This window comes from Acetonema longum DSM 6540 (genome assembly GCF_000219125.1).
Classification (GTDB): domain Bacteria; phylum Bacillota; class Negativicutes; order Sporomusales; family Acetonemataceae; genus Acetonema; species Acetonema longum.
On record NZ_AFGF01000198.1, the window covers coordinates 1 to 14,870 of the forward strand.

The window sequence follows — 14,870 nt, forward strand, 5'->3', positions numbered from 1 at the left end:
AATCAAAGACTTGCGGACCGATTGCGGTGCCGCAAGTCTTTTTTATTTGGTTCAGTTTCCCGGTGCTTTAGTACAAAACTTGCGTAAATAAAACTACTTTGTTTATAATGCAAGGAGTATAACCTATGCAAAAAGAATTAATTATTCTTATTAAATCAAGAGGCAATTAGCGCTATCTGCTTCAGCGGGATAGTCTTGTTGAAACAATACATGGGAGGATGGAATCATGACGCAGACACCCGGCCCTTCTGACAAAAAGGCCATCCTGGTCGTTAGCTTCGGCACAACTTATGCTGATGCCCGCCAAGCCTGCATTGAAAGTGTGGAGGAGAGAATGCGCGCCGCGTTTCCCGGTTATGAGGTGCGCCGCGCCTTTACTTCCCGGATGATCATCAGGCGTTTGGCGGAGCGGGACGGCGTCCTTGTGGACAATGAGCAGCAGGCGCTGGAACGTCTGCTGGCAGAGGGATTCAGCGAGGTTTACGTTCAGCCGCTGCATATCGTTGCCGGTGATGAATATGAAAAAATCAGCCGCATTGTCAGTGATTATGTTCATGCTGAGAAATTCAGCCGGCTGGAGCTGGGAAGGCCGCTGCTTTATTATATGGGGCAGGGAAATCATCCGGACGACTATCTGGCGGCGATTGAGGCCCTCGACGTAATGCCCGGCCCCGATGAGGCGGTAGTTTTCATGGGACATGGCGGCCTTCATCCCGCCAACGCCGCTTACGCCGCCATGGAACTGAAATTGCAGGATGCCGGCAAGCACAACGTATTTCTCTATGCGGTGGAAGGGTATCCCTCGCTGCAGCGGATCATTGGGCAACTGCGCGACAGGTCTGTCCGTGAAGTGAAGTTGCAGCCGTTCATGCTGGTGGCCGGCAATCATGTCCGCAAGGATATGGACGGAGAGGAAAAAGAAACGGCGAAATCTATGCTGACAGCCGCCGGTTTTGCCGTAGAGTTAAAACTGAATGGTCTGGGAGAAAATCCGGCCATTCAGGATATTTATGTCCAACATGTCAGAGACATTATAGACAGCCAGCCGGAAAAAACCATAACCGATAAAACGTAAATTGAGGGAGAAGGACATTGCAACAGAAACCGATGAATAACAGCGCTCCCGCTCTAAATCTGGCGGGAGTGACAAAACGCCACCGGGAAAATACCCTGCTGGATAACATTTGCTTACAGGTGGAAGCCGGACAGATCTATGGCCTGTTGGGGCCAAACGGCGCGGGAAAAAGCACATTGATGAAAATCATCGCCGGACTGGTGCGTCCGACGGCCGGAACAGTAACCATTTTCGGTATTGACGCCTCGCTGCAGACTCCGGAACTGCGGCGGCTTGTCGGCATTGTGCCTCAGGATTCCAATCTGGAGCGGGAACTGACCGTACCTGAAGCGCTGACTGTTTATGGACGCTTGTTCGGCCTGGAAAAGGTAGAAGAGAAGGTGGAGGAAACCATTGCCCGGTTTTCGCTGGAAGGAATGCGCCAGAAGCGGGTAGGACGGCTTTCCGGCGGTATGATGCGCCGTGTCCTGATCGCGAGAGCACTGTTGCCGGAACCGGAGCTGCTGCTGATGGATGAGCCTACTGTGGGACTTGATCCTGATGTCAGACAGGAGATCTGGCAGATCATTCAGGCATTGACGGTGTCTGGGAAAACCATACTTCTGACCACTCATTATATGGAGGAAGCCGCCAGGCTTTGCGCCCATATTGCACTCCTGAAGGCGGGACGGCTGGCGCTGGTGGCAACCCCTGATGAAATTCAGCGCCGCTATGGCGGCGATGTCAGCAATGAAGAAGCGCTGGAAACCCTGTTTATTCAATTGGCGAAAGGAGGAATCGACTGATGGGGTGGTACGCCGTATATCGTCGGGAAATGCTGCTGTTATGGAAAAAAATCGGCCGCATGGGATATATTTTCCCTTCCATTATTTCACCCTTTATCTATTTCTTCGCATTTGGTCTGGGACTGGGCGGCCGGGTCAGCATCGAAGGAGGGTATATTCCTTTTCTTGCCAGCGGTATTATCGGTATGACTGTCATGACTAACGGCTTTCAGCAGGCAGCCACCTCCATCAGCGCCGGACGTCTTTATTTTCGCCATTTTCACAGCCTGATTCTCAGTCCCGTATCCCATGTCTCCGCTGTCTGGGGCGTAGTTTTGGCCGGTATGAGCCGGGTGGTTATATTTAGCAGCCTGATTCTGGTGGTCGGCTTTATTTCGTTTGGTACCGGTATTCAAAGCAGCACATGGTTCGCTGGCATTCTGCTGGGCGGGTTCTGCTTCAGCTCCCTCGGCATGGTTGTGGGCATGCTGGTCAGGCAAGTGGACGATATTTCACTGGTGAACAGCTTCTTCATTACCCCCATGACCTTTTTTGGCGGCTCGTTTTTTCCCGTCCAGAATCTGCCCCCCTGGCTGAGCTTTTTAGCGGGATGGTTTCCCATTGGCGCGATCAATACCTTGCTGCGGGCATCCGCCTGGAATGGCGAGGTTTGGGAAGCTGTTTTGATTTTGTCCGTTCTGGGCAGCGTGTTTTTTGCCTGTGGGGTTTATCTCTATTCCCACTATAGTGAGTATTGACATACAGCCGCCATACTGCGTCCCGGCGCCATCTCTGGATGGCGCCCTCGTTTTTTCTGGCATCGTGTATAGGAATCCGGCATCGAGTGTATTGTCAGACTTTCCATTTGCTTTTGGTTCAGTTTACCGTAACGGCAGATAAATCGTCACTGGAAAGCAGTGTTTCAACTTAGTTGCGGATTAGCAGTGTCGTATTTTGCAAGATGTTGTATACAAAATACAAAGTGCGTGATATAATGAACTTAGTTAGAATGATCAGTGACGGAGGGATGGATTATGCGATTCGAACACGATTTTTTAGGGCAGGTTGAGTTGCCGGATGAGGTTTATTATGGAGTGCAAACCTGGCGGGCATCCCAAAACTTTGCGATTACCGGACACCGGTTATGTCCGGAATTTATCACTGCTTTGGCGACGATTAAAAAAGCTGCGGCTAAGGCTAACATGAAAACCGGACGCATGCCGGAAGCGGTGGGGGAAGCTATCGTTCAGGCGGCTGATGAAATCATTGCCGGCAAGCTCCACGATCAGTTTATTGTTGATGCCATACAAGGCGGGGCAGGCACTTCCATGAATATGAACGCCAATGAAGTGATTGCTAATCGGGCCTTGGAATTGCTGGGAAAAGCAAAAGGCGACTATGAGGTTGTGTCGCCTAATAATCAGGTCAATATGGCCCAATCCACCAATGATGTGATGCCTACCGCGATCCGGATTGCTTCCATTCAGAAAACCAAGCTTCTGATCAGTGAACTGGAAACGCTGCACCACGGTTTGCGGCAAAAGTCGGAGCAATTTCAGCACGTTCTGAAGATGGGCCGGACCCATCTTCAGGATGCTGTGCCTATCACCCTCGGACAGGAATTCGCGGCGTATGCGGATACAGTGAAGCGGTCAATCAAACGGATTAGCCGCGCTATGGACAACCTGTTTACCGTTAACATGGGAGCCACGGCCGTTGGTACCGGCCTGAACGCCGAACCGGAATACATCAAAGAAGTTGTCCGGCAATTATCGATTCTTACCGGCAATACCATGGTATCCGCCTCCAATTTGGTCGATGCAACCCAAAATACCGATGAACTGGCGGAACTATCCGGCGCCCTGAAAGTCTGCGCCTTGTCTCTTTCGAAAATTGCCAATGATTTGCGCATGATGGCATCAGGTCCCAAATGCGGCCTCAGCGAACTGATTCTGCCGGCCATGCAGCCGGGTTCCTCCATCATGCCGGGCAAAATCAACCCGGTTATCCCGGAAGTGCTCAACCAGGTGGCGTTTCAGGTGATCGGCAACGACCAGGCTATTGGTCTGGCCGTGGAGGCCGGGCAGTTTGAACTTAATGTGATGGAGCCGGTTATCGCCTATAACCTGTTTAATTCTTTAACCTTCCTGACCAATGCGGTCCGTACCCTGCAGCAGCGGTGCATCGCCGGCATTGAGGCCAATGAAGCGCGCTGCCGCGAGCTGCTCGATTCCAGCGTGGGGGTGATCACTGCGCTGCTGCCGCATATTGGCTATGAAGCGGCGTCGGCTATTGCCAAAGAAGCGCTGCGTACCAAAGAGCCGGTAAAAGATATTATCCTTCGGCAGGGTCTGATGACGGCGGACCAACTAAACGTTATTTTATCGCCGGCCGAAATGACCAAGCCTGGCATTGCCGGCAAGCAATATATCAAGAAGATTAGCTGACAGAATAAAGCCTGCTTTGTGAAGCTTTATTTCGTCTTGAGAAAAAGCGGGCTGAAACATTCGGCCCGCTTTTTCTGTCAATAAAGCCCGCTTTCCTGCCTTTTGGCTTGAAAGCGGGCTTTTTAATTCAGTTCCTTAACAAATTTTCCGGATCCATCCTTCCGGTGCTTCGACAGTTCCCAGCTGGATTCCGGTCAGCGTATCGTAAAGCTTCTTGGTAACAGGTCCCATTGCTTCCTGGCAATCAGAAAAACGGATTTCCCTGCCGTGATCTGTCACTTTGCCTACCGGTGATATGACCGCTGCTGTTCCACACAAGCCACACTCCACGAAAGAATTGATTTCAGACAATCTGACCGGTCTTTCAGTCACTTTCAGTCCAAGATATTTCTCAGCCACAATCATCATGGAACGCCTGGTGATGGACGGTAAAATGGAATCTGATTTTGGAATCACAATTTCATGCTCTTTTGTTACAAAAAAGAAATTAGCTCCGCCGGTTTCTTCTACGAACGTTCTCGTAGCAGGATCCAGGAACAGATTCTCGTCAAATCCATTCTGATGAGCTTCCATGTATGCATGTAAGCTCATTGCATAATTTAATCCGGCCTTTAAATGTCCGGTTCCGTGTGGCGCAGCCCGGTCAAAATCGCTTACACAAATTGACAATGGTCTTACGCCGCCTTTAAAATAAGGTCCAACCGGTGTACATATCACGCGGAACTGATATTCCTCCGCCGGCTTCACACCGATGACCGGGGAAGAGGCAAACATGTATGGCCTTATATAGAGTGATGCGCCGCTTCCGTAGGGCGGAACCCAGTCCGCATTTGCTTTTACTACCTGATCAATCGCATCCAGAAATCGTTCTTTCGGAAATGGCGGCATTTCCAATCCTCTGGCGGAATCCATCATCCGTTCTGCATTTAAATCAGGACGGAAGGTTACAATACTGCCGCTTTTCGTCGTATAAGCCTTTAAACCTTCAAATATCGACTGGCAATATTGAAAAACACCGGCGCACTCATTTAAAACGACAGTGGCATCTGACGTAATCGTACCCTTGTCCCACTCACCGTTTTTATAATTTGAGACATAGCGTTTATCAGTTTCCCGATAGGAGAAACCAATACTTTCCCAGGCTAAATCCTTTTTCCCCATGTTCAATCCCCCCCCAAAGTTTCTCCGAACTGCATCCTGTTTCAAAGAACAGGTATATGACTGATTATATCACGGTGATATTTTCAGAACAAGAATAAACAAAGGGGCAGCGCTGGAATGCCCGTTGAGAAAAAATTTTTAACGGCCGATTGTTTTCATTGGATTTTATTAAGCTCGAAAATGGCGTATAAACATGAAAATAAAAGAGATGCCTGGCAATAAGCCGAATAACTTTAATAAATCAGCTTTTTATCACTTTATTTTTTTAACTAAGTAAAGTAAAATAAATGCAGACCACAGAGACATGGAGGAATGACAATGAAGAAGCTTTTGGCAGCTGCACTGCTGCTGGTATGTGTGCTGCTCGCCGGCTGCGGCGGCGCAGAACCGAAAAAGATGGTAGTGGGGCTGGATGATAATTTTCCGCCGATGGGGTTCCGGGATGATAAAAATAATATCACCGGCTTTGACGTGGATATGGCCAGGGAAGCGGCCCGGCGGCTGGGCCGGGAAGCAGAGTTCAAGCCAATCGACTGGAGCAGCAAGGAAGCCGAATTAAACAGCAAACGGGTGGACGTTCTGTGGAATGGCCTTACCATCACTGAAAAGCGCCGGCAGAATATCGCCTTCACAGCTCCGTATATGGAAAATCGGCAAATCATTATCGTAGCGGCGAATTCTGCGATTCGGGGCAAAGCTGATCTGGCCGGCAAGGTTGTGGGAGTTCAGGACGGCAGCAGCAGCGTGGATGCCCTGGAAAAAGAGATGGACACAACCAGGACATTCAGAGACTTGAAAAAATATCCTGACAATGTGGCCGCTCTGCTGGACCTGAAGGCCGGACGCCTGGACGCGGTGGTGGTGGATGAGATCGTCGGGCGTTATTACACCGGCAAGAAAACCGGTGAATATACAATCCTGGGCGATCATTTCGGTACGGAGGAGTATGGCGTGGGACTGCACAAGGACGATCAGGAACTGCTGACTAAACTGCAGAAAGTTCTGGCGGACATGAAACAAGATGGGACGTCAGCCCAAATATCCCAAAAGTGGTTTGGTGCAGATATCATAAAATAACGGTCAAATAGCCGTAAAATCGGGTCGATGGGTTCCGCCATTGACCCTTTCTTTAATGGGTAAGGAGAATACAATGCATGCAATATATTAGTAATATTTTACCGTCGATGCTGGCAGGAACGGCAGTTACGCTGCAGATGTTTTTTGTAACCATGGTCCTGTCCCTGCCTTTAGGACTGTGTCTGGCCCTGATCCGCATTTCCGGACGAAGGGCAGTGAGCGGAGCGGCAGGGGTTTATATCTGGCTGCTGCGGGGAACGCCGCTGATGCTGCAATTGCTGTTTGTTTATTTTGGGCTGCCCTTTGTGCCGTACATCGGCGTAAGGCTTGACGACTTTCCGGCGGCCGTGCTGGCTTTCGTCCTGAATTACGCCGCCTATTTCGCCGAGATCTTCCGCGCCGGCATTCAGTCCATTGAACGTGGGCAGTATGAAGGGGCTAAGGTGCTGGGCATGACATATCTTCAAACCATGCGGCGGATCATTTTGCCCCAGGTAATGAAAAGAGTGCTGCCGCCGGTCAGTAACGAGACCATTACCCTGGTAAAGGATACTTCGCTGATCTATGTGCTGGCGATGAATGATTTGCTGCGGACCACCAGGGCCATTGTGCAGAGGGATTTCAACACAACGCCGTTCATTGTGGCGGCGGTATTCTATCTGGTTATGACGCTGGCCCTGACCTGGCTGTTTCAAAAGCTGGAACAGCGTTATGCCGTATATGACGAGTAGGGGAAATAAAATGAACATGATCAACGCACGGGACCTGTATAAAGATTTTGGCAAACTTGCCGTGCTGCGGGGGGTCTCACTGGAAGTGGGGCAGGGCGAGGTCGTGGCCGTGATCGGCCCCTCCGGCTCAGGAAAAAGTACTCTGCTGCGCTGCCTGAACCGGCTGGAAAGCATTGACCGGGGGACCATCGAGATTGCCGGAGAAACGCTGGCAGCCTCTGGTTCCGCTGGCCAGAGCCATTATGCCGCCGACGCTGATATACGGCGGATTTGCCGCAAGATGGGCATGGTGTTTCAGCAGTTCAATTTATTTCCGCACCTGACCGTGCTGGAAAATGTGATCGAAGCGCCGCTGACTGTGAAAGGTCTGAAGCCAGAGCAGATCATACCGGCAGCCAAGGAACTGCTGTGCAAGGTAGGGCTGTGGGATAAGCGGGACAGTTATCCTTCCCGCCTGTCCGGCGGCCAGAAGCAGCGGGTGGCCATTGCCAGGGCGCTGGCTATGCAGCCGGCGATTATGCTGTTTGATGAACCGACCTCGGCGCTGGACCCGGAGCTGACCGGCGAGGTGCTCCGGGCGATGCGGCAGCTGGCCCGGGAACATATGACCATGGTCATTGTCACCCATGAAATGGCGTTTGCCCGGGAAGTGGCCCAACGCGTCGTATTCATGGACCGGGGGGAGATTATTGAGGCGGGATTGCCGGAGGATATTTTCAGCCGCCCGGCGCATCCCAGAACACAGGCATTTTTAGCCTATCAGGGAGTCTGAGGCGCTAAGCTCATTTGCGCAGTGTCAGTCGCGTAAAGACTGGCGTGACGAGCTATACGGCATAATCATGCCGGCATAGCTGCCAATAAAGCCCGCTTTCTTGCTTTTCAGCTTGAAAGCGGGCTTTATCTGTTCCCGTTGGGTGACCATGAACGTAGAGGAACCCGGTTTAAGTTTAAAAACTTAAGATTCAGGTTATAGGAATTCCTCTGCGTATCGTAATGATCGGAGAGAATTCTTTGATATTCCTTTGAATTCAATGAAATTCAAAGGAATATCCGGTACAATAGAAATAATAAGCGGTAAAAAAGAAGGAACTGGCATGAAATTGAAAAAAACTCAAGTCTGGGGAGGCTCACTATGTTTCATAAATTACGCTTGCAGCTGGCCCTGATCAATCTGGGAATTATCGCATTGCTCTTCCTGCTGTTGATTGGCGGCTCCTACTTCCTGGCTACACACGAAATGACAAAGCGTTTGGAATTTATGCCGCCGCGGGTTGCAGCGGATATTATCAGCGGTAAAATCAACGGATCTCAGCGGGGAGGACTCCCGCCCCATCTCTTTTACGTTAAAACAGACAAGATGGGAACCATCACTAAGGTTTCCGCCGTCCCAGCCTTTGAATATGAGAAGCTGCGTTTTCTTGTCCCGGAAGCTTTAAAAAAAGTAGAAAACAAAAGGATTCATCAGTTTAGAAGAAAGTGAATATTTCTATTTCCAGGCATCTTTACCGGATAACCAAGGAATGCTGATTATTTTTGAGGACATTACCCGGGAGCAGAATACCCTGCATATCCTGATCGCAACCTTGAGCGCTACCGGCGTTGTCTGTTTGGCGTTATCCCTGTTCGGAAGTCTGTTCATGGCCAATCGGGCCATGGTTCCCATTCAGACAGCCTGGCAGCAGCAAAAAGATTTTCTGGCTGACGCATCCCATGAGCTTCGTACACCTCTGGCCATCATTCAAACCAATCTGGAAGTTGTGCGGGAAAACCAGACTGCTACCGTCTCCAGCCAGGATAACTGGCTGAGAAATATCCAGGAAGAGACTGCCTGCATGACCAAACTGGTAAAATCTCTGTTGTTTTTGGCCCAGGCTGACTCCCGGCAACAACTGTTGGTACGCAATGATTTTTCTTTAAACCAAATGGTGACTGCTGCCGCCGAAGCATTCCAACCTCTTGCAGCATCACAGGGGATTACTCTGAATGTATCGGTTGAAGCCGGCATACGGTATTATGGCGATGAAGCAAAGATCAGACAATTGATCGGCATACTGCTGGATAATGCGATCAGGCATACACCGCCAGACGGAAAAATCCGGGTACAGCTAGAACAGTCAAAAAGCGCCGCAGCGCTTAGTGTTGCTGATTCTGGTGAGGGCATCAGTTCAGAACATCTCGATAAAATCTTCGAACGCTTTTATCAGGTAGATAAATCCCGCGCCAAAGGCGGCGCCGGTCTGGGACTCTCTATCGCCAAATGGATCGTTGAAAGTCACCGGGGCACGATTCGGGTTGCCAGTGAACCGGGGGCGGGAACGACATTTTCTGTCTTTCTGCCGTTAAACGGGAATCAAACCAATGCAGCGCAATTCTCCAATCAATAAACCTTCCTGATAGATCCAACCTGACCAATATCCGTCAGGCAGGCCGGGTTATACGGAATAATCATGCCGGCATTGGCTCATCCTATAGAATAAAAAGACGGGGGTGATCCTATGGCATTAATCAGCAATCCGTTTATCGCCAATATCAACAAAGAATTATCAGCGGATGAACTGGTCCAGGCTCTTCGGGCCGACGTTGTGGGAGAATATGAAGCGATAATCGGCTACGAGGCCCACGCTATGTCCACTCAGGACCAGCGCGTCAAGCAAGCCCTGTTTAAAATTGCCGATGATGAACGGAAACATATCGGACAATTGGAAGAACTCATTACCCTGCTTGATCCTAAAGAAGGGCAGCTGATTGAACAGGGAAAACAGGTCATCCGGCAGCAGCAATCACAGGGTGCCGGTCAGACCATGTCTAATCCAATGACCCAGTAAATCTGAGGAAAGTGAAGCGTAATCCGGGATTTGTTCAGGTAAATGTGATGCTTCCTGTAACTTGGTTTAGGGAAAGGGCATCCATTGAAAAACCGGTCGCCTGATTTTATTCAAGCGGCCGGTTTTTTTCGTCATTGATCCATTCTAACTTTTACTCTTTTAACATTCGTGTTGCATAAGAAATAAATTTTCGTACCGACGGTGAAGCTGTCTTTATAGACGGAACAGCGATTCCCAGCGTAATACTGTGCGGCGGGTCGAGGGGAAGCATGACCACATGGTTTTGCCGCCCTTTGGTAATAAGCTCATTCATGATACTCATGCCAAGTCCGCATTCGATCATAGAAAGAGTTGCGTAATTTTCCAGTGTTGAAAAGCGGATCTGCGGCGTCAAACCGGCTTTTTCCAAAAGCTCCACAACATCGGCATCTTTTCCCAACGCAGGCATAATGAATGCTTCATCCCGGCACGCGACAAGCGGGTACGCCGATAACTGCGCCATCGGATGGTCAGGCGGCAAAACCGCAAGCATGGGATCTGTTTTCAGAGGGATCCATTCGTAAGACATCGGCTCTTGATAACTGAAAAAACCAAGGTCTACTCGCCTTTCTGCAAGCCACCTGTCTACTTCTTGCCGGATACCCTCCATCAAGTGAATTTCAATATGCGGATAGTTCTCGCGGAACGCTTTGATCACCTTGGGCAGCCAATGAGTTGCAATGCTGGAATAAGAACCGATCCTGACGGTGCCGGTTTCAAGGCCGTTGATTTCTGCTGCGGTCTGCTTAAACTGTTCATTCCAATGTAACAGTTCCCGCAGAATGGGCAGCAGCTTTTGCCCGTTTTCTGTCGCTCTGACTCCTCTGTGTCCGCGCACTAAAAGCGGAAAGCCAATTTCGTCTTCCAGCGCATCCATCATATGCGCCACGCCGGAAGGCGTGTAGCCTGACTGCTCTGCTGCCCTCGAAAAACTGCCGGTGTCGATTGCCCGGACAAACATCTCGCACTTATTCAAATCCATGGGTGCAGCTCCTGATTGTGACGATTTATCATACCAAATGTAAGAGATTGTCGTTTTACTTTATACTCAAAATTATTGTATCATGAACAACATTAGACAGGAAGATATCATTTCATGAAAAAGGGGATTATATAAATGAATCAAGGCGCTAGAAATCATGCCACGCTTATTGGGCTGATTTCTATTCTGTTTTGGAGCACAATGGTTGGTTTAATTCATAGCGTAAGTGAACTTCTTGGTCCGCTGGGAGGTATTGCCATGATCTATACTTTCGCTGCGGCTCTTCTTATTGTTATCTTCGGAGTGCCCCCAATAAAAACTTTGCCTTGGAGATATTTATTAATTGGCGGTTTTTTATTTGTAGCTTATGAAATGTCTTTTGCTCTGGCGATTGGGTATGCAAAGAATGGGGCTCAGGCCATTGAAGTCAATATTGTAAACTATTTGTGGCCTTGTCTTACCATCCTGTCCTCTATCATTTTTAATAAACAGAGGTCGACACTCCTGATTATTCCCGGACTTACCCTTTCCCTTTTTGGCGTTTGCTGGGTAATGGGAGGCGAAAAGGGTCTGGATTTGGCTGTGATGGTAAGCAATATACAAAGCAATCCTGTTAGCTATGTTTTAGCGTTTATAGGCGCCTTTCTCTGGGCTGGGTACTGCACTGTCACCAGTAAGTTTGCGGAAGGGAAAAACGGAGCTACACTATTCTTTATCCTAATTACGATTGTTCTATGGGTTAAGTTCTTCATGAGCGGCAGCGCCGCGCTGCACCTAAGTATGCGTGCAATCATTTATATATTGATGGCGGGTGGCGCAGTGGGGCTTGGGTATGCTTGCTGGAACTTCGGCATTCTGCATGGCAATGTCTCCATGCTTGCCAGCGCCTCATACTTCACGCCGGTATTATCATCGTTATTAGCTTCATTGCTTTTGAACGCGCCGCTTTCCGTTTCCTTTTGGCAGGGTGTATTGATGGTATGTTTGGGATCAATTTTATGCTGGCGGGCCACTAAAGATCACTCAGTAAAAAATGAAATCTACGCTTCATAATTAAGTAGCGGCGATCAATCATCCAAAGCTCCTGCAAACATTTTGATATTTGCAGGAGCTTTTATATTTGTATGGTAATTCTATTTATATGAAGTCTGTCGAATTGAACGGAAGTGATTAGTATCTTTAGTTTAGACGTGTATGCTGTACAAGCGGCTACAGCCAAAATGGCGCCTGTATTAGCCCGATTAGCCTATTGCTCCGAAGCATATTGGGGTTATGATGATAGCTATATGGAAAAATTTAAAGCGCATTATAATCTAACAGAGGAATTTATCAATAAAAATCCGGTATTCATTATGGAAGAGAATGATCGTATTATAGGTTTTTGGGGATTGCATCAGGCAGATGCCGGATGGGAATTAGAATACTTCTATATTGCAGCCGAGCACATTGGAAGAGGCTTTGGCGGCCAATTATGGCATTCTTTAATTGATAAATGCAAAGAAAATAGAATCGATTACTTTGAATTTGTAACAAGTCCTCAGGCAGTTGGCTTTTATGAAAAAATGGGAGCTGTGACAATAGGGCAGGTAAAGTCATTAATTAGTAAAGAGCGAATCATACCCAAATTAAGATATACTTTTGAATCAAGCATAATTCCTGTCCGCGATGGAATGGAGGCTACCGTCAAGTAATTAGAGAAACTGAAGACCATGCCAGCGATATAGAGCGTGCGCATGCACAATCTTGGCAGAGAGCTTAGGTGGAGTATACCGGATGACCTGATAAGGGATTTTACACCTGAAAAACGTGCGGCGGTTTTTCAAGAATAATCATATGGACATTGGAGGATAATATTCGAGCTCGTAAATTCTATGAGAAACATGGATTTGCTTATGATGGCGCCAAGCAGCCGATTGATATAGGCAAATCGTTGACAGAAATACGCTATGTAAAAACAATATAGAAATATTGGCAGGAGGCTTTTATGTCGGTTTGGTCGCATTTTATTCATTACTATAAACCCTACCGGAGACTGTTTTTTACCGATCTGTTTTGTGCGTCAGTGGTTTCTGTGGTTGATATTACCTTTCCTCAGGTGCTTTATTTTCTGACTCATGGAGTGTTCACGCAAAGTCCGGTGGAAATAACGCGGGTATTGGGCGTGGTTGCCGTTGGAATGCTTATTCTGTACGGGATCCGGTACGCCTGTCAGTATTATATCACCACCTGGGGGCATATCATGGGGGCGCGCATGGAAAGCGATATGCGCCAGGATCTCTTCGAGCACTATCAGCGGCTTTCCTTTTCCTATTATGACCGTAACAACACGGGCGAGATGATGTCCAAGCTGGTGTCCGATCTGTTCGACATTTCGGAACTGGCACATCATGGACCGGAGAATGTGTTTATATGCACCTTAAAGATTATCGGCTCTTTTGCCTTGCTGTTATTTCTCAGCGTCAAAATGACTCTGATCCTGTTTCTGGTTACCCTGCTCATGATTATTTTCAGCATCTGGCAAAACCGGAAAATGAAAGCGATTTTCATGGATAACCGGCAAAAGATCGCCGGCGTGAACGCCCGGGTCCAGGACAGTCTCTCGGGTATCCGGGTTGTGAAATCCTTTGCCAACGAAGAGCTGGAACGAAAACGATTTGACGGCAGCAATCTGCAATTTCTGGATTCAAAGGAAGGCAGCTACCGGATCATGGGGACTTTTCATGCCGGCAATGGCTTGTTTCAGGGATTACTATACACCACGGTGCTGGTCAGCGGCGGCTTCTTTATCGCCGAAGGGTCCCTGGCAGTCAGCGACTTGGCTGTGTATGCGCTGTATATCGGCATTTTCATGAATCCGATTGACGTGTTGATCAATTTTACGGAACAGTTTCAGAAAGGCTATGCCGGGTTCAAACGTTTTACCGACACGATTCATACCGTGCCGGATATTTTGGAGAAGCCGGATGCCTTGCCGCTGACTCCAGTCCGGGGAAACATTGTTTTTCAGGATGTTTCTTTCCGCTATCACCAAAATACCCAGGTGCTGGATCATGTGAATATCACCATTGCCGCCGGCAAAACCGTGGCGCTGGTGGGCCCCTCCGGCGGCGGCAAAACCACTCTCTGCTCGCTCTTGCCCCGGTTTTATGATGTCAGCGGGGGAGCCGTCCTGATTGACGGCCAAGACGTGCGGGATGTTACGCTCAAGTCCCTGCGCCGGGCCATCGGCATTGTACAGCAGGATGTCTATCTGTTCGCCGGTACCATCCGGGACAACATTGCCTACGGCAAACCGGACGCTACTGACGCGGAAATCATGGAAGCGGCGAAGAACGCCAGCATTCACGATTTCATCATGGGCCTTGACGGCGGTTATGACAGTTATGTAGGGGAACGGGGCGCCCGTCTCTCCGGCGGCCAAAAGCAGCGGATTGCCATTGCCCGGGTATTCCTGAAGAATCCGCCGATCCTGATTTTGGATGAGGCCACCTCGGCGTTGGATAACGAAAGTGAGTGCCATATCCAGGCTGCTCTGGAACGCCTTACGCAAAACCGGACGACGATTGTAGTCGCTCACCGGCTCAGCACCATCCGCAATGCGGATGAAATCATCGTCATTACCCAGGATGGCATTCAGGAGCGGGGCAGCCATGAGACATTGCTGACGCAAAACGGCCTGTATGCCAAGTATTATAATATACAGTTCGAAGGCCTGGACGAATTGGAGAACGGATGATGTCTGAAATCTGAGTGGCTACAGGAACCAGCG

At 49.1% G+C, this 14,870-nt stretch carries 15 protein-coding genes; 13 read left to right on the forward strand and 2 right to left on the reverse strand.

All coding sequences use genetic code 11. The features are described 5' to 3' along the window. Positions 1-226 precede the first annotated feature (226 nt). The 4 genes from ALO_RS16550 (at position 227) to ALO_RS16565 (ending at position 4,286) form a co-directional block, all read left to right on the forward strand. A complete protein-coding gene (locus ALO_RS16550) occupies positions 227-1,075 on the forward strand; it encodes a sirohydrochlorin cobaltochelatase (protein ID WP_004098226.1) in 849 nt (282 codons plus the stop codon). Positions 1,076-1,092: 17 nt separating this feature from the next. Next, positions 1,093-1,860, forward strand: a complete 768-nt coding sequence (locus tag ALO_RS16555) for an ABC transporter ATP-binding protein (RefSeq protein WP_139025432.1) — start codon at positions 1,093-1,095, stop codon at positions 1,858-1,860. Beyond that, positions 1,860-2,597, forward strand: coding sequence for an ABC transporter permease (locus tag ALO_RS16560; protein WP_004098230.1), 738 nt, complete (start codon positions 1,860-1,862; stop codon positions 2,595-2,597). The genes ALO_RS16555 and ALO_RS16560 overlap by 1 nt, the downstream gene beginning before the upstream one ends. Positions 2,598-2,873: 276 nt before the next feature. Continuing rightward, complete coding sequence (locus ALO_RS16565; RefSeq protein ID WP_004098232.1) at positions 2,874-4,286, forward strand: aspartate ammonia-lyase; 1,413 nt, start codon at positions 2,874-2,876, stop codon at positions 4,284-4,286. Between the two features lie 135 nt (positions 4,287-4,421). Here ALO_RS16565 and ALO_RS16570 read toward each other — a convergent pair whose 3' ends face one another. Further along, positions 4,422-5,447, reverse strand: a complete 1,026-nt coding sequence (locus tag ALO_RS16570; RefSeq protein ID WP_004098233.1) for a branched-chain amino acid aminotransferase — start codon at positions 5,445-5,447, stop codon at positions 4,422-4,424. 318 nt (positions 5,448-5,765) lie between these two features. Here ALO_RS16570 and ALO_RS16575 point away from each other — a divergent pair, with 318 nt between their 5' ends. The 6 genes from ALO_RS16575 (at position 5,766) to ALO_RS16600 (ending at position 10,080) form a co-directional block, all read left to right on the forward strand. Further along, positions 5,766-6,524: an amino acid ABC transporter substrate-binding protein gene (locus tag ALO_RS16575; protein ID WP_004098235.1), complete on the forward strand. Its 759-nt coding sequence runs from the start codon at positions 5,766-5,768 to the stop codon at positions 6,522-6,524. A gap of 77 nt (positions 6,525-6,601) precedes the next feature. Further along, the gene (locus ALO_RS16580) at positions 6,602-7,255 is read left to right on the forward strand and encodes an amino acid ABC transporter permease (RefSeq protein WP_004098236.1); all 654 of its coding nucleotides are present in this window, start codon (positions 6,602-6,604) and stop codon (positions 7,253-7,255) included. A gap of 10 nt (positions 7,256-7,265) precedes the next feature. Beyond that, the gene (locus tag ALO_RS16585; RefSeq protein ID WP_004098237.1) at positions 7,266-8,027 is read left to right on the forward strand and encodes an amino acid ABC transporter ATP-binding protein; all 762 of its coding nucleotides are present in this window, start codon (positions 7,266-7,268) and stop codon (positions 8,025-8,027) included. 360 nt (positions 8,028-8,387) lie between these two features. Further along, complete coding sequence (locus ALO_RS23285; protein WP_004098247.1) at positions 8,388-8,735, forward strand: hypothetical protein; 348 nt, start codon at positions 8,388-8,390, stop codon at positions 8,733-8,735. Positions 8,736-8,775: 40 nt separating this feature from the next. After that, entirely contained in the window at positions 8,776-9,639 is an 864-nt protein-coding gene (locus tag ALO_RS16595) for a sensor histidine kinase (RefSeq protein WP_004098249.1), read from the forward strand. 111 nt (positions 9,640-9,750) lie between these two features. Beyond that, a complete protein-coding gene (locus tag ALO_RS16600; protein ID WP_004098250.1) occupies positions 9,751-10,080 on the forward strand; it encodes a demethoxyubiquinone hydroxylase family protein in 330 nt (109 codons plus the stop codon). Between the two features lie 151 nt (positions 10,081-10,231). Here ALO_RS16600 and ALO_RS16605 read toward each other — a convergent pair whose 3' ends face one another. Further along, positions 10,232-11,101: a LysR family transcriptional regulator gene (locus ALO_RS16605; protein ID WP_004098252.1), complete on the reverse strand. Its 870-nt coding sequence runs from the start codon at positions 11,099-11,101 to the stop codon at positions 10,232-10,234. Positions 11,102-11,236: 135 nt separating this feature from the next. Here ALO_RS16605 and yddG point away from each other — a divergent pair, with 135 nt between their 5' ends. The 3 genes from yddG to ALO_RS16620 all read left to right on the forward strand — a co-directional run bounded on the left by yddG (position 11,237) and on the right by ALO_RS16620 (position 14,837). Further along, complete coding sequence (gene yddG / locus ALO_RS16610; protein WP_004098261.1) at positions 11,237-12,154, forward strand: aromatic amino acid DMT transporter YddG; 918 nt, start codon at positions 11,237-11,239, stop codon at positions 12,152-12,154. Positions 12,155-12,321: 167 nt separating this feature from the next. Then, positions 12,322-12,792, forward strand: coding sequence for a GNAT family N-acetyltransferase (locus tag ALO_RS16615; RefSeq protein ID WP_004098262.1), 471 nt, complete (start codon positions 12,322-12,324; stop codon positions 12,790-12,792). A gap of 293 nt (positions 12,793-13,085) precedes the next feature. Continuing rightward, positions 13,086-14,837 carry an ABC transporter ATP-binding protein gene (locus tag ALO_RS16620; protein ID WP_004098263.1) on the forward strand — a complete coding sequence of 584 codons (1,752 nt, stop codon included), beginning with the start codon at positions 13,086-13,088 and terminating at the stop codon, positions 14,835-14,837. Positions 14,838-14,870 lie beyond the last annotated feature (33 nt).

Excerpts from the sequence above, each read along its gene's own strand:
- ALO_RS16550 (WP_004098226.1), top strand. The coding sequence starts at position 227 with ATGACGCAGACACCCGGCCCTTCTGACAAAAAGGCCATCCTGGTCGTT.
- ALO_RS16560 (WP_004098230.1), top strand. The coding sequence starts at position 1,860 with ATGGGGTGGTACGCCGTATATCGTCGGGAAATGCTGCTGTTATGGAAA.
- ALO_RS16565 (WP_004098232.1), top strand. The coding sequence starts at position 2,874 with ATGCGATTCGAACACGATTTTTTAGGGCAGGTTGAGTTGCCGGATGAG.
- ALO_RS16570 (WP_004098233.1), bottom strand. The coding sequence starts at position 5,447 with ATGGGGAAAAAGGATTTAGCCTGGGAAAGTATTGGTTTCTCCTATCGG.
- ALO_RS16575 (WP_004098235.1), top strand. The coding sequence starts at position 5,766 with ATGAAGAAGCTTTTGGCAGCTGCACTGCTGCTGGTATGTGTGCTGCTC.
- ALO_RS16580 (WP_004098236.1), top strand. The coding sequence starts at position 6,602 with ATGCAATATATTAGTAATATTTTACCGTCGATGCTGGCAGGAACGGCA.
- ALO_RS16585 (WP_004098237.1), top strand. The coding sequence starts at position 7,266 with ATGAACATGATCAACGCACGGGACCTGTATAAAGATTTTGGCAAACTT.
- ALO_RS23285 (WP_004098247.1), top strand. The coding sequence starts at position 8,388 with ATGTTTCATAAATTACGCTTGCAGCTGGCCCTGATCAATCTGGGAATT.
- ALO_RS16595 (WP_004098249.1), top strand. The coding sequence starts at position 8,776 with ATGCTGATTATTTTTGAGGACATTACCCGGGAGCAGAATACCCTGCAT.
- ALO_RS16600 (WP_004098250.1), top strand. The coding sequence starts at position 9,751 with ATGGCATTAATCAGCAATCCGTTTATCGCCAATATCAACAAAGAATTA.
- ALO_RS16605 (WP_004098252.1), bottom strand. The coding sequence starts at position 11,101 with ATGGATTTGAATAAGTGCGAGATGTTTGTCCGGGCAATCGACACCGGC.
- yddG (WP_004098261.1), top strand. The coding sequence starts at position 11,237 with ATGAATCAAGGCGCTAGAAATCATGCCACGCTTATTGGGCTGATTTCT.
- ALO_RS16615 (WP_004098262.1), top strand. The coding sequence starts at position 12,322 with ATGGCGCCTGTATTAGCCCGATTAGCCTATTGCTCCGAAGCATATTGG.
- ALO_RS16620 (WP_004098263.1), top strand. The coding sequence starts at position 13,086 with ATGTCGGTTTGGTCGCATTTTATTCATTACTATAAACCCTACCGGAGA.